Annotated in this window: 12 protein-coding genes; 7 read left to right on the top strand and 5 right to left on the bottom strand. The window is 71.7% G+C overall.

Annotation, left to right across the window (positions count from 1 at the left end; all coding sequences use genetic code 11):
• The first annotated feature begins 24 nt into the window (after positions 1 to 24).
• The gene (locus AC4BG9_RS12675; protein ID WP_490571466.1) at positions 25 to 960 is read left to right on the top strand and encodes a DNA-3-methyladenine glycosylase family protein; all 936 of its coding nucleotides are present in this window, start codon (positions 25 to 27) and stop codon (positions 958 to 960) included.
• 30 nt (positions 961 to 990) lie between these two features.
• On the opposite strand, the gene AC4BG9_RS12670 is transcribed toward AC4BG9_RS12675, so the two are convergent.
• Positions 991 to 2,247, bottom strand: coding sequence for a phospholipase D-like domain-containing protein (locus AC4BG9_RS12670; RefSeq protein ID WP_490571465.1), 1,257 nt, complete (start codon positions 2,245 to 2,247; stop codon positions 991 to 993).
• Between the two features lie 96 nt (positions 2,248 to 2,343).
• Here AC4BG9_RS12670 and uvrB point away from each other — a divergent pair, with 96 nt between their 5' ends.
• A complete protein-coding gene (gene uvrB / locus AC4BG9_RS12665; protein WP_490571464.1) occupies positions 2,344 to 4,476 on the top strand; it encodes an excinuclease ABC subunit UvrB in 2,133 nt (710 codons plus the stop codon).
• Positions 4,473 to 4,922, top strand: coding sequence for a VOC family protein (locus tag AC4BG9_RS12660; protein WP_490571463.1), 450 nt, complete (start codon positions 4,473 to 4,475; stop codon positions 4,920 to 4,922). Before uvrB ends, AC4BG9_RS12660 begins: the two co-directional genes overlap by 4 nt.
• Positions 4,923 to 4,961: 39 nt before the next feature.
• Here AC4BG9_RS12660 and AC4BG9_RS12655 read toward each other — a convergent pair whose 3' ends face one another.
• A complete protein-coding gene (locus AC4BG9_RS12655) occupies positions 4,962 to 5,681 on the bottom strand; it encodes an ion channel (protein ID WP_490571462.1) in 720 nt (239 codons plus the stop codon).
• A gap of 120 nt (positions 5,682 to 5,801) precedes the next feature.
• On the opposite strand from AC4BG9_RS12655, the gene AC4BG9_RS12650 reads away from it, so the two are divergent.
• The 4 genes from AC4BG9_RS12650 to AC4BG9_RS12635 all read left to right on the top strand — a co-directional run bounded on the left by AC4BG9_RS12650 (position 5,802) and on the right by AC4BG9_RS12635 (position 10,013).
• Positions 5,802 to 6,773, top strand: coding sequence for an NAD(P)/FAD-dependent oxidoreductase (locus AC4BG9_RS12650; RefSeq protein WP_490571461.1), 972 nt, complete (start codon positions 5,802 to 5,804; stop codon positions 6,771 to 6,773).
• Positions 6,774 to 6,945: 172 nt separating this feature from the next.
• Positions 6,946 to 8,214 (top strand): glycosyltransferase family 4 protein, encoded by a 1,269-nt coding sequence (locus AC4BG9_RS12645; RefSeq protein WP_490571460.1) that lies wholly within the window; start codon positions 6,946 to 6,948, stop codon positions 8,212 to 8,214.
• Positions 8,201 to 8,920, top strand: a complete 720-nt coding sequence (locus tag AC4BG9_RS12640) for a class I SAM-dependent methyltransferase (RefSeq protein ID WP_490571459.1) — start codon at positions 8,201 to 8,203, stop codon at positions 8,918 to 8,920. Before AC4BG9_RS12645 ends, AC4BG9_RS12640 begins: the two co-directional genes overlap by 14 nt.
• A complete protein-coding gene (locus AC4BG9_RS12635) occupies positions 8,910 to 10,013 on the top strand; it encodes a prenyltransferase (protein WP_490571458.1) in 1,104 nt (367 codons plus the stop codon). Before AC4BG9_RS12640 ends, AC4BG9_RS12635 begins: the two co-directional genes overlap by 11 nt.
• On the opposite strand, the gene AC4BG9_RS12630 is transcribed toward AC4BG9_RS12635, so the two are convergent.
• Genes AC4BG9_RS12630 through AC4BG9_RS12620 form a run of 3 tightly spaced genes read right to left on the bottom strand, consistent with a single transcriptional unit; the run spans position 9,978 to position 12,315 of the window.
• Complete coding sequence (locus tag AC4BG9_RS12630; protein ID WP_490571457.1) at positions 9,978 to 10,643, bottom strand: class I SAM-dependent methyltransferase; 666 nt, start codon at positions 10,641 to 10,643, stop codon at positions 9,978 to 9,980. The genes AC4BG9_RS12635 and AC4BG9_RS12630 overlap by 36 nt on opposite strands.
• 26 nt (positions 10,644 to 10,669) lie before the next feature.
• Positions 10,670 to 11,329: a response regulator gene (locus AC4BG9_RS12625; protein WP_490571456.1), complete on the bottom strand. Its 660-nt coding sequence runs from the start codon at positions 11,327 to 11,329 to the stop codon at positions 10,670 to 10,672.
• The gene (locus AC4BG9_RS12620; protein ID WP_490571455.1) at positions 11,326 to 12,315 is read right to left on the bottom strand and encodes a sensor histidine kinase; all 990 of its coding nucleotides are present in this window, start codon (positions 12,313 to 12,315) and stop codon (positions 11,326 to 11,328) included. The genes AC4BG9_RS12625 and AC4BG9_RS12620 overlap by 4 nt, the downstream gene beginning before the upstream one ends.
• Positions 12,316 to 12,321: the final 6 nt, after the last annotated feature.

Raw genomic sequence — 12,321 nt, 5'->3', positions numbered from 1 at the left:
GGTGGCGCGGGCTACCGTCGTGGGGTGAGCGGATCCCTGGAACGGCGCTGGCGCCCGGCGTGGCCCTGCCCGGCCGACCGGATCCTGGGCCAGCACCGGCGCGGCGCCGGGGACCCCACCCTCCGGCGGGTGGGCGAGACCACCTGGCGGGCGATGCGGGCGCCGTCCGGCCCCGTCACCCTGTGCGTCGAACCCCGGCCCGCCGACGGGGAGGTGGCGGCCACGGCGTGGGGCCCGGGGGCCGAGTGGGCGCTGGAGCGGCTGCCGTCGCTGCTGGGCGCCGACGACGACGTCACCGCCTTCCGGGCGGGTCACCCCCTGGTGGCCGAGGGGCAGCGACGCAACCCGCACTGGCGGCTCTCGCGCACGGGGCTGCTGATGGAGTCACTGGTGCCGTCGGTGATCGAGCAGAAGGTCACCGGGCAGGAGGCGTTCGCGTCGTTCCGCCGGCTGGTGCGGCGCTTCGGGGAGCCGGCGCCCGGGCCCGGGCCCGACCACGGGCTGTGGGTCCAGCCGGAGGCCTCGCGGATCCGGCGCATCGCCTCCTGGGAGTGGCTGGAGCTCCACGTCGACCACGCCCGCTCGCAGAGCCTGGTGCGGGCCGCGCGGGTGGCGCAGTCACTGGAGCGCCTCGTCGACCAGGGCCCCGAGGCCCTCGACCGGGGGCTGCGCAGCCTGCCCGGCATCGGGGTGTGGACCAGCGCCGAGGTGCGGGCCCGGGTGCTCGGTGACCCCGACGCGGTGAGCTTCGGCGACTACCACGTCGCCAAGGACGTCGGCTGGGCGGTCTCGGGGGCGCCCTTCACCGACGAGGAGCTGGCCGCCTTCCTCGAGCCGTGGCGCCCGCAGCGAGGACGGGTGGTGGCCTACCTCGCGATGGCCGCGGGGCACCGCCCGCGCCGAGGCCCGCGGATGGCGCCGCGGACCCACCTGCCGGCCCGTCCGGTGACCCGGCGCTGACCCCGCCCGACGACCCGGTCCCCGACCGGCTCAGAGCAGCGGGCGCAGCGGGGCCAGGACGAACTCGGTGAACTTGCGGTGCAGGTCCCTGGCCTCCCACTCCTCGCGGGTCAGCTCCAGGGCGTTGGACTGGTCGACCTCGAAGATCTCCTCCATCACCGCCGCCATCTGCTCGTCGATCAGCTCCACGTTGATCTCGTAGTTGCCGGTCAGGCTCAGCCGGTCGACGTTGGCCGTCCCGACCGTCGTCCACTGCCCGTCGATGGTGGAGGTCTTGGCGTGCACCATCGCGTCCTTGTAGCGCAGGATGCGGATGCCGGCGGAGAGCAGCTGGGAGTAGTAGCCGCGGGAGATCCAGTCGGCCACGATGTGGTTGGACTTCAGCGGCAGCAGGATCCGCACGTCGACCCCGCGGCCGGCCGCGAGGACGAGCGCGTCGACGAAGTCCTGGTCGGGGATGAAGTAGGCGTGGGTCATCCAGATGTTGTGACCGGCCCGGTTGATCGCCTCCAGGTACATGGAGCGGATGGGGAACATCCACAGCCGCGGGATGTTGCGGGAGAGCCGGATCCGCGACTCCCAGGCCGAGCTGGCCTCCAGCAGCAGCGGCGGCTCGCTGGGGCGCAGCCGGTTGCGGCGGTGCAGGTTCCAGAAGTCGGCGAAGGCTCGCTGGAGGTCCCAGACCGCGGGGCCGGTGATGCCGATGTGGGTGTCGCGCCACTCCGTGGCGTAGGGCGTCCCGATGTTGTAGCCGCCGACGAAGCCGACCTTGTCGTCGACCACCAGGATCTTGCGGTGGTCGCGCCCGTAGCGGCTGATGTCCCAGAACCGGAAGCCGGCGTTGTAGATCGGGTAGCGAAGGACCTTGAGGCTGCGCGGGAAGCGCTTGAAGCGGGGGGAGACGACCAGGTTGGCGAACGCGTCGTAGATGCAGTAGACCTCCACGCCCCGCTCCGCGGCGGCGACCAGTGCGCGCTTGAAGGCCTCCCCGACCTCGTCGCCCTTCCACATGTAGGTCTCGAAGAGGACCATCCGGTCGGCCGAGTCGATGGCGGCCAGCATCGCGTCGTAGAGGTCCTGGCCGTAGGTGTAGGTGGTGATGGTCCCGTCGCCGACGTCGACGGTGCGCGGCTCAGTGCGGGGGAACGGCTTCGGCTTCTTGCCCCGGCGGCGGTAGGAGTCAACGAGGGTCAGTCCCACCGCCAGCAGGAACGGGGTGCCGACGACGGCCAGGAGTGCTCGGCGCAGGTGGCGCAGGAGACGATCGGTGCTGGAGTGGCGACTCACGTGCTCAGGGTAGCGAGCGCCGCCCGCCCGTCCCGCCGTTCGGGTGCGGTCCTCGGTGCCCCTGGTGCTGTCGGTGGCTGCCCGTAGGCTCGGGACATGCGTCCAGTGACTGATCTCGAGCGTCGGGTGGCCCCGTTCCGGGTGGAGTCCGACTACTCGCCCTCCGGTGACCAGCCCGCCGCCATCGCGGAGATCAGCAAGCGGCTCGACGCCGGCGTCGAGGACGTGGTGCTGTTGGGTGCCACCGGCACCGGCAAGACGGCCACCGTGGCGTGGGTGGCCGAGCAGGTCCAGCGGCCGATGCTGGTGCTCCAGCCCAACAAGACGCTGGCCGCCCAGTTCGCCAACGAGCTGCGTCAGCTCTTCCCGCACAACGCCATCGAGTACTTCGTCTCCTACTACGACTACTACCAGCCCGAGGCCTACGTCCCCCAGACCGACACCTACATCGAGAAGGACTCCTCGATCAACGAGGAGGTCGAGCGGCTGCGGCACTCCGCGACCAACTCCCTGCTCACCCGGCGCGACGTCATCGTGGTCTCGACGGTCTCCTGCATCTACGGCCTGGGCACCCCGCAGGAGTACGTCGACCGGATGCTCCGGCTCAAGGTCGGGCAGGAGCGCGACCGGGACCAGATCCTGCGCCAGCTGGTCAACATCCAGTACTCCCGCAACGACATGAGCTTCACCCGCGGCACCTTCCGGGTCCGCGGCGACACCCTGGAGATCTTCCCGGTCTACGAGGAGATGGCCGTCCGGGTGGAGTTCTTCGGCGACGAGATCGAGCGGCTGATGACCCTGCACCCGGTCACCGGCGAGGTGCTGACCGAGGACGAGGAGCTCTACGTCTTCCCCGCCACCCACTACGTGGCCGGTCCGGAGCGCATGGAGCGGGCGATCCGGGGCATCGAGCACGAGCTCGAGGAGCAGCTCAAGACCTTCGAGCGCCAGGGCAAGCTGCTGGAGGCCCAGCGACTGCGGATGCGCACCACCTACGACGTGGAGATGATGCGCCAGGTGGGCTCGTGCTCGGGGATCGAGAACTACTCCATGCACATCGACGGGCGGCAGCCCGGCTCGGCGCCCAACTGCCTGCTCGACTACTTCCCCGAGGACTTCCTGCTCATCGTCGACGAGTCCCACGTGGCGGTGCCGCAGATCGGCGGCATGTACGAGGGCGACATGTCACGCAAGCGCAACCTGGTCGACCACGGCTTCCGGCTGCCGAGCGCGATGGACAACCGCCCGCTGAAGTGGGAGGAGTTCCTCGAGCGGATCGGCCAGACGGTCTACCTCTCGGCCACCCCCGGCGACTACGAGCTCGACCGGATCGGCGGGGTCGACAACGCGGTGGAGCAGATCATCCGCCCGACCGGGCTGGTCGACCCCGAGGTGGTCGTGAAGCCCACCAAGGGGCAGATCGACGACCTGATCCACGAGATCCGGGAGCGGACGGCCAAGAACGAGCGGGTGCTGGTGACCACGCTGACCAAGAAGATGTCGGAGGACCTCACCGACTACCTCCTCGAGGCGGGGATCCGCACCAGGTATCTCCACTCCGAGGTCGACACCCTGCGCCGCATCGAGCTGCTCCGCGAGCTGCGGATGGGGGAGTACGACGTGCTGGTCGGCATCAACCTGCTCCGCGAGGGCCTCGACCTGCCCGAGGTGTCGCTGGTGGCCATCCTCGACGCCGACAAGGAGGGCTTCCTGCGCTCGGACAAGTCGCTCATCCAGACCATCGGCCGAGCCGCCCGCAACGTCTCGGGCCAGGTGCACATGTATGCGGACAAGATCACCCGCTCGATGGAGGCGGCGATCGAGGAGACCAACCGTCGCCGCGAGAAGCAGGTGGCCTACAACCGCGCGCACGGTGTCGACCCTCAGCCGCTGCGCAAGAAGATCGCCGACATCACCGAGATGCTGGCCCGCGAGGACGAGAACACCGCCGAGCTGCTGGCCACCTGGCAGGGGACCGGGGCCCGGGGAGACAAGTCCAAGAAGTCGCCCGTCCCGGGGCTGTCCAAGCTCAAGACCGCCGAGCTGCACGAGAGCCTCCCCGACACCGCGGGGATCCCCTCGACCGACCTGGCCGAGCTCATCCAGCAGCTCACCGAGCAGATGAGGGCGGCGGCGGCGGAGCTCCAGTTCGAGGTCGCCGCTCGCCTGCGCGACGAGATCAGCGAGCTCAAGAAGGAGCTCCGCCAGATGATGGAGGCAACGAGATGAGGGGCACCCGCGAGTTCCAGGTCACCTTCGACGCGCACGACCCCGACCGCCTCGCCCGGTTCTGGGCCGAGGCCCTCGGCTACCGGCTCCAGCCGCCCCCGCCGCCGTTCTCGGACTGGGACCAGGCGTTGGAGGCCTGGGGAGTGCCCCCGCAGGCACGCAACTCCAAGTCGGCGATCATCCCGCTGGAAGGCGAGCCCGGGCCCAGGGTCTTCTTCCAGCAGGTCCCCGAGGCCAAGACGGCGAAGAACCGGGTCCACCTGGACCTGCGGGCCGCACCGGGGCTCACGGGCGAGGCCGCGCTCGACGCCCTGGAGGCCGAGTGCACCCGGTTGGTCGGGCTCGGCGCCTCCCGGCTCCGGCGCTCCGAGCCGGGCGCGGAGCCGGGCAGCGACGGCTACCTGGTGATGGCCGACCCGGAGGGCAACGAGTTCTGCCTCGACTGACAGTCCCGGGCTGCCTGCCGCGCCTGACCTGTCCGGATCTCAGAAGGTGCTGCGGGCGCGCGCCACGGTCAGGCCGACCAGCCGGGAGACCACGAGCGCGATGTAGAGCACGCCGACCACCTGCTCGACCATCACCACCGACCGGGCGTGGTCGAGCACCGGCAGCACGTCCGAGAGCCCCACGCTGGTCAGGTTGGTGAAGGAGAGGAAGAGCAGGTCGAACCACGGGAGGTCATCCCCGCTGGCTCCGGCGAACGAGCCGGGCCAGATCACCTGCACCGCGGCGAAGACGTAGGCGAAGGCCCAGGCCACCACGGTGAACGCTGCCCCGGTGGCGAAGAGCTCGTCGCGGCTGACCCGGTCGTCCTCGTAGAGGTAGCGCACCATCGCGTAGGAGACGTAGAGGTAGAACGGCGCGTGCAGCGCTGACGACGTCAGGACCACCACGTCGTTGTCGGGCAGGTTCGCCTCGAGCACGGTGAGCACCAGGGCGGGAAGGCCGAGCACGAGCACGATCCAGCCGAAGGCGGGGGTGCGGCGCACCGCCATCACCGCCGCCAGCACGACGACCATGTTGATCACGCCCAGCAGTGCGCGTCCGACTACCGTGTGGTCGAAGAACGGATACAGCAGCACGGCAGCCAGCTGGGCGGCCAGCAGGCCCGCCGAGGGATGGGTGCGCACGGCGCGCAGCATCCGGGACCGTGTCGCCGGCTCGTGCCCGCTGCGGGGGCTCGACTCCTCAGCGCTGCCGGACATGGCGAGAGGCTACCGGGCCGCGCCCCGCCAGGCTCGTTGCCCGGCCGGAGCGTCGTCGGGGTGCTATACCTGAGCCTCACAGGCCCCGAGAGGGGGCGCCACCAGGCGAAAGGACGACACGTGAGCCTCGTCGAGACCGACCTGCTGGTGCTGGGGGCCGGCCCCACCGGCCTCTTCTCCACCTACTACGCGGGCTTCCGCGGGCTCCGGGTGGCCGTGGTCGACTCGCTGCCCGAGCTCGGCGGCCAGGTGACCGCGATGTACCCCGAGAAGGCGATCCTGGACGTGGCGGGCTTCCCCCGCGTCAAAGGTCGTGACCTGGTGGCGGGTCTGGTCGAGCAGGCCGCCACGGCGTCGCCGACCTACCTGCTGGAGCGGACCGCGGTGACCCTCGAGCACGCGGACGACCACGTCCTGGTCGGCCTCGACGACGGGACCACGGTGCGCGCCGGGGCCGCCCTCATCACCGCCGGCATCGGGAAGTTCAGCCCTCGCCCCCTGCCTGCCGGCGACGGGTGGATCGGTCGCGGGCTGGAGTTCTTCGTGCCGAGCTTCGAGCCCTACCGGGACAAGGACGTCGTCATCGTCGGCGGTGGTGACAGCGCCTTCGACTGGGCGCTCCACCTCGAGCCCGTCGCGCGCTCGGTGAGCCTGGTGCACCGGCGCGACGCCTTCCGCGCCCACGAGCGGACCGTGGACCAGGTCCGCGCCTCCCGGGTCGAGCTGGTGACCAAGGCGCAGGTGACCGCCCTCAGCGGCGCCGACATCCTCGAGGAGGTCGAGATCACCGTCGACGGCGGCGAGGTCCGCCGGGTGCCCTGCCAGGCGGTGGTGGCCGCGCTGGGCTTCCTCGCCGACCTCGGGCCTCTCCAGGAGTGGGGGCTGGAGACCCACAAGCGCCACATCGTGGTCGACCCCGCGATGAGGACGAACCTGCCGCGGGTCTTCGCGGCCGGCGACATCACCGAGTACCCGGGCAAGGTGCGGCTGATCGCCGTGGGCTTCGGCGAGGCCGCCACCGCCGTCAACAACGCCGCGGTCGCGCTCGACCCGGAGGCGCGGGTCTTCCCGGGGCACTCCAGCGAGGCCTGACCCGGAGCGGTCCCAGGGGCGCGCGACACTCCCGCGGCGGCCCGGGTCTGTGACCCAGCACTCACACGCCGCCGGAACAAGGTGGACGATGCCGTCCGTTGAACCGGGGCACGCGGTACCCGCCGTGGGACGTGATACAAACTCGTTTCACCTGTCTAGGAAGGCTCGGGCGATGCGAGTTGCACTGCTGTCGTACCGGAGCAAGCCGCACTGCGGTGGTCAGGGCATCTACATCCGGCACCTGAGCCGGGAGCTGGTCGCCCTGGGCCACGACGTGGAGGTCTTCTCCGCTCAGCCCTACCCGATCCTCGACGAAGGCGTGCGGCTGACGAAGGTCCCCTCGCTGGACCTCTACCGCGAGCCCGACCCGTTCCGGGTCCCCAAGCTCAAGGAGTTCCGCGACCTGGTGGACGTCGAGGAGTTCCTCACCATGTGCACCGCGGGATTCCCCGAGCCGAAGACCTTCAGCACCCGGGTCGCCCGGCTGCTGCGCGACCGGGTCGACGACTTCGACGTGGTCCACGACAACCAGGTCCTGGGCTACGGCATGCTGGAGATCGAGAAGATGGGGCTGCCGCTCGTCACCACGCTGCACCACCCGATCACCTTCGACCGGCGCATCGACCTGGAGGCCGCCCCGACGCTGCGCAAGAAGCTGTCGCTGCGCCGGTGGTACGGGTTCCTCCGCATGCAGGTCAAGGTCGCCCGACAGGCCCGCAAGATCCTGACGCCGTCGGAGTCCTCGAAGCGCGACATCGTGCGCGACTTCGGGATCGACCCCGACCGGCTCCAGGTGGTGCTGCTCGGGGTGGACGACGCCTTCGTGCCCCCCACCGAGCCGCGCGTTCCCGGGCGGATCCTGGCCATGGCCAGCGCGGACGCCCCCATGAAGGGGATCGCCACCCTCCTCGAGGCCTTCGCCAAGCTGAGGACCGAGCGCGACGTCGAGCTGCTGCTGGTGACCAAGCCCGTGGCCGGAGGGCGCACCGAGCAGCTCATCGACAAGCTGGCGATCAAGGACTCGGTCTCGTTCGTGCACGGCGTCCCCGAGGAGGAGCTGGTGCGGATCATGGGCTCGGCCGAGGTCGCCTGCGTCCCGTCCCTCTACGAGGGCTTCTCGCTGCCCACCGCGGAGCTCATGGCCTGCGCGACCCCGCTGGTGGTCTCCCGGGCCGGGGCCATCCCCGAGGTGGTCGGGACCGACGGGGAGTGCGCCGACCTGGTCACCCCCGGCGACGTGGGCGAGCTGGTGGTGGCGCTGAAGGCCCTGCTTGACGACCCCGAGCGCCGCACGCGGATGGGTGAGACCGGCCGACGCCGGGTGATGGAGCTCTTCAGCTGGCGGGCGGTCGCCAAGGCGACCGCGGACGCCTACCAGGAAGCGATCGACGACTACCGCGCCGAGCAGGCGCGCGAAGGGAAGACCCGTGCTGACCGTTGACTTCGACCGTTTGGGCCTGAGGCCCGGGGACCGGGTCCTCGACATGGGGTGCGGCGCCGGCCGGCACGCCTTCGAGATGTACCGCCGCGGGGCCGACGTCATCGCCTTCGACCAGGACGCCGACGAGCTCGCGGGCGTCCGGGACCTCTTCGTCGCGATGAAGGCGGAGGGGGAGGTGCCCGAGGGCGCCCAGGCCGACGTCAAGGAGGGCGACGCGCTGGCGCTGCCCTTCGGCGACGGTGAGTTCGACCGGGTGGTCGCGGCGGAGGTGCTGGAGCACATCCCCGCCGACATCGCGGCCATCGACGAGCTGGTGCGGGTGCTGCGCCCGGGCGGGACGCTCGCCGTCTCCGTGCCGCGCTGGCTGCCCGAGGTGATCAACTGGAAGCTCTCCGACGACTACCACAACACCCCCGGCGGGCACATCCGGATCTACACCGACAAGGAGCTGATCGACAAGATCAGCAAGGCCGGCCTGCGGCACGACGGCATCGCCTACGCCCACGGCCTGCACTCCCCGTACTGGTGGATCAAGTGCGCCGTCGGCGTGAACAACGACGACCACCCGCTCGCCAAGGCCTACCACAAGCTGCTGGTCTGGGAGATCATGAAGCAGCCGAAGGTGCTGCAGCTGGCCGGGCGGGTGCTCGACCCGGTGATCGGCAAGAGCATGGTGCTCTACTTCACGAAGCCCGATGTCGGCTGAGATCCCCGCAGTCCCCGGGATCCTGACGGCCCACCAGGTCGCGGAGACCGCGGCCACGATCGCGGCGATGCAGGAGCCCAGCGGGGCGGTCCCGTGGACCCCCGGCGACAAGACCGACGTCTGGAACCACGTGGAGGCCGCCATGGCGCTCCTGGTGGGCGGACAGGTCGAGGCGGCCGAGCGTGCCTACGAGTGGACGCTCGACCTCCAGCGCGAGGACGGATCCTGGCCGATGAAGGTGGTCGAGGGCGTCGTCGCCGACGCCAGCGGCGAGACCAACATGTCCGCCTACCTCGCGGTCGGGGTCTGGCACCACTGGCTGGTCCGCCGCGACCTCGACTTCGTCCGGCGCTACTGGCCGGCCGTGCGCAAGGGCCTCGACTGGGTCGTCTCGCTCCAGCTCCCCTTCGGGGGGATCGCCTGGTCGCAGGCGTGGGAGGACGGCCTTCCCGCCGAGGTCAACGCCGACGCCCTGGTGGCCGGCTCCTCGAGCGTCCATCACGCGCTGGCTGCCGGCGTCGCCCTGGGCGAGCTGGTGGGGAGTCCCCAGCCCGAGTGGGAGCTGGCCGGTGGACGGCTGGCCCACGCGCTGCGCCAGCACCGCGACCTCTTCCTCGACAAGTCCGAGTTCTCGATGGACTGGTACTACCCGATCCTGGGCGGGGCGGTCCGCGGACCTGCCGGCGACGAGCTCGTGGCGAGCCAGTGGGACACCTTCGTGGTGCCCGACCTGGGCATCCGCTGTGTCTCCACCAACCCGTGGGTGACCGGCGCGGAGACCTGTGAGCTGGTGATGGCCCTGGAGGCGCTGGGCCACCGGGAGCGTGCCCTGCGGCTCTTCGCCGAGATGCAGCACCTCCGGGACGCCCAGGGGCGCTACTGGACCGGCTACGTCTACCCGGACGAGGTCAACTGGCCGGCCGAGCACACCACCTACACCGCCGCGGCGGTGATCCTGGCCGCAGACCAGCTCTCCGCGACGACCCCCGGGTCCGACATCATGCGGGGCACGACCCTGGCGCGGTTCGGCGAGCTGGGCCTCGAGTGCGGGTGCCCCTCAGCCGAGACCGCGGAGCGTGCCGGCCGAGCCTGAGGTTCGCTCCAGCACCCGCATGGACCCGACCGCCTCCACCTCGGTGAAGGCGCCGCTCTCCAGTGCGCGCAGGAACACGTGGTACGGCGGCCGTCCGCCGTCGGCGGGGTCGGGGAAGACGTCGTGGATCACCAGCAGCCCGCCGGGCTGCACCCAGGGCGCCCACCCGGTGTAGTCGCCCTGCGCGTGCTCCTCGGCGTGGCCGCCGTCGATGAAGAGCATCGCCAGGGGAGTGGTCCAGTGGCGCGAGACCGTGCGGGAGTGGCCGACGACGGCCACCACGTGCTCCTCGAGCCCGGCCCGCTCCAGGGTGCGCCGCAGGAACGGCAGGGTGTCCATCCGGCCGGTGCGGGGGTCGACCACCTCGGGGTCGTGGTGCTCCCAGCCGGCCTGGTTCTCCTCACTGCCGTGGTGGTGGTCGACGGTGAAGACGGTCCCGCCGGTCTGCCGGGCCGCGGCTCCGAGATAGACCGCCGACTTCCCGCAGTAGCTGCCGACCTCCAGGGCGGGGCCGTGGGGGAGCTGCCGGCAGGCGAGCCGGTGGAGCAGGAGGCCCTCGTCCTCGGGCATGAAGCCCTTCGTCTCGCGGGCGATGGCCAGCAGCTGGTCCGGCATGGGGGGCGTGGTCACCGGGCCATCCTTCCTGATGCCGGGCCTCAGGGCTCGATCAGCCCCACCCGGATGGCGTAGCGGGTGAGCTCGGTGCGGTCGCGCATCCCCAGCTTGCCCAGCACGTTCTCCCGGTGACGCTCCACGGTGCGCACGCTGATGGTCAGCAGCCGGGCGATCTCCCGCGAGGAGTGCCCCTCGGCGATCAGCTTGACCACCTCGTCCTCGCGGGCGGTGAGCAGCGCCCGGGGCAGCCGCTCGCCACGCCGGAGCCGTTCGAGGTAGTCGCGCACCAGCACGCTCTCGGCCTGGGGGTAGAGGAACGACTCGCCCCGCAGCGCCGCCCGGCAGGCGTCCACCAGGTCCCGGTCGGCGACCGACTTCAGCACGTAGCCGCAGGCGCCCACCCGCAGCGACTCGAAGAAGTACTGCTCGTTGTCGTGCATGGAGAGCAGCAGGATCGGGGGCGAGGGGTCGCGGCGACTGATCTCCCGCGCCGCCTGGAGACCCGTGAGCCGGGGCATGGCGACGTCCAGGACCACCAGGTCCAGGGGGGTGCGGCGGGCCAGCCCGACGGCCTCGGCCCCGTCGGCGGCCTCGGCCACCACCTCGAGGTCGGGCTCGGCGTCGAGGATCAGCCGGACGCCGCGGCGGACCAGGGCGTGGTCGTCGGCCAGCAGCACCCGGGCGGCCGGACTCGCGCTCACCGGGCCGCCTCGGGGTGCGCGTCGCCCTGGGGCAGGGGGACCTGGAGGGTCACCGTGGTGCCTCCGCCGTCGCGTCCGGCGACCTCCAGGGTGCCGCCGACCAGGGCGGCCCGCTCCCGCATGCCCCGGGTGCCGACGCCCTCGGGATGGCCCGCCGCTCCCCGGCCGTCGTCGGTCACCCGGAGCTCGAGCCGGTCGCCCTGGAGGCCGAGGTGGAGCTCGACGGTCCGCGCCCCGGAGTGCCGCGCCGCGTTGGTCAGGGCCTCCTGCGCGACGCGGAAGACCACCAGCTCGATCTCGTCGGGCAGGGGCGGCAGGCCGGGCAGCACCCCGCGGCGGACCAGCACGTCGCCGCTCCCGAACAGGTCGTTGGTCAGCGCGGCCAGCGCGCTGCGCAGCCCGAGGTCCTCCAGCACGTGCGGGCGCAGGTGCCGGGCGACCGAGCGCACCTCGTCCAGGCTGGCCCGGACTCCCTCGCGCAGCCGTTCCAGTCGCTCGCGGGTGGGTGACGGGGCGTCGGCGGAGACCGCGGTCAGCTCCAGCAGCACCGCGGTCATCGACTGGCCGACCCCGTCGTGAAGCTCCTGCGCGATCCGGCTCCGCTCGGCCTCCTGGGCCGCCAGGCCCGCGACCGCGCTCTCGCGCCGGCTCTCCTCGATCCGGTCGAAGAGCTCGTTGACCGAGTGCGCCAGCCGCCCCGCGAACCCCCCGTCGCCGACCGACAGCCGCTCCAGGGGCTCGCTGGAGCGCGCCCGGTCCAGCTGCTCCAGCAGCCGGTCCAGCGGGGTGAGCGCCCGCTTGACCAGGACCGAGACGACGGCCACCAGCACCACCAGGCCGACGACCAGGACCGTGACCTCCGAGGCGCTGGGCCGGGAGGAGACGGAGGCGGGGGAGAGGGCCAGCACGCCCACGGCGACGGCGAGCAGCACCCCGTTGAGCACGATCACCCGGGTTGCCAGGGACGGGGGGCGCGAGGGCGGCATGGCGCA

This window comes from Nocardioides sp. Z40_12 (genome assembly GCF_058215795.1).
This window is presented reverse-complemented; position numbering and strand designations above follow the sequence as displayed.

What these genes read in the sequence shown, in the direction of transcription:
- AC4BG9_RS12660 (WP_490571463.1), top strand. Translation starts at nt 4,473, where the DNA reads ATGAGGGGCACCCGCGAGTTCCAGGTCACCTTCGACGCGCACGACCCC.
- AC4BG9_RS12620 (WP_490571455.1), bottom strand. Translation starts at nt 12,315, where the DNA reads ATGCCGCCCTCGCGCCCCCCGTCCCTGGCAACCCGGGTGATCGTGCTC.
- uvrB (WP_490571464.1), top strand. Translation starts at nt 2,344, where the DNA reads ATGCGTCCAGTGACTGATCTCGAGCGTCGGGTGGCCCCGTTCCGGGTG.
- AC4BG9_RS12655 (WP_490571462.1), bottom strand. Translation starts at nt 5,681, where the DNA reads ATGTCCGGCAGCGCTGAGGAGTCGAGCCCCCGCAGCGGGCACGAGCCG.
- AC4BG9_RS12645 (WP_490571460.1), top strand. Translation starts at nt 6,946, where the DNA reads ATGCGAGTTGCACTGCTGTCGTACCGGAGCAAGCCGCACTGCGGTGGT.
- AC4BG9_RS12635 (WP_490571458.1), top strand. Translation starts at nt 8,910, where the DNA reads ATGTCGGCTGAGATCCCCGCAGTCCCCGGGATCCTGACGGCCCACCAG.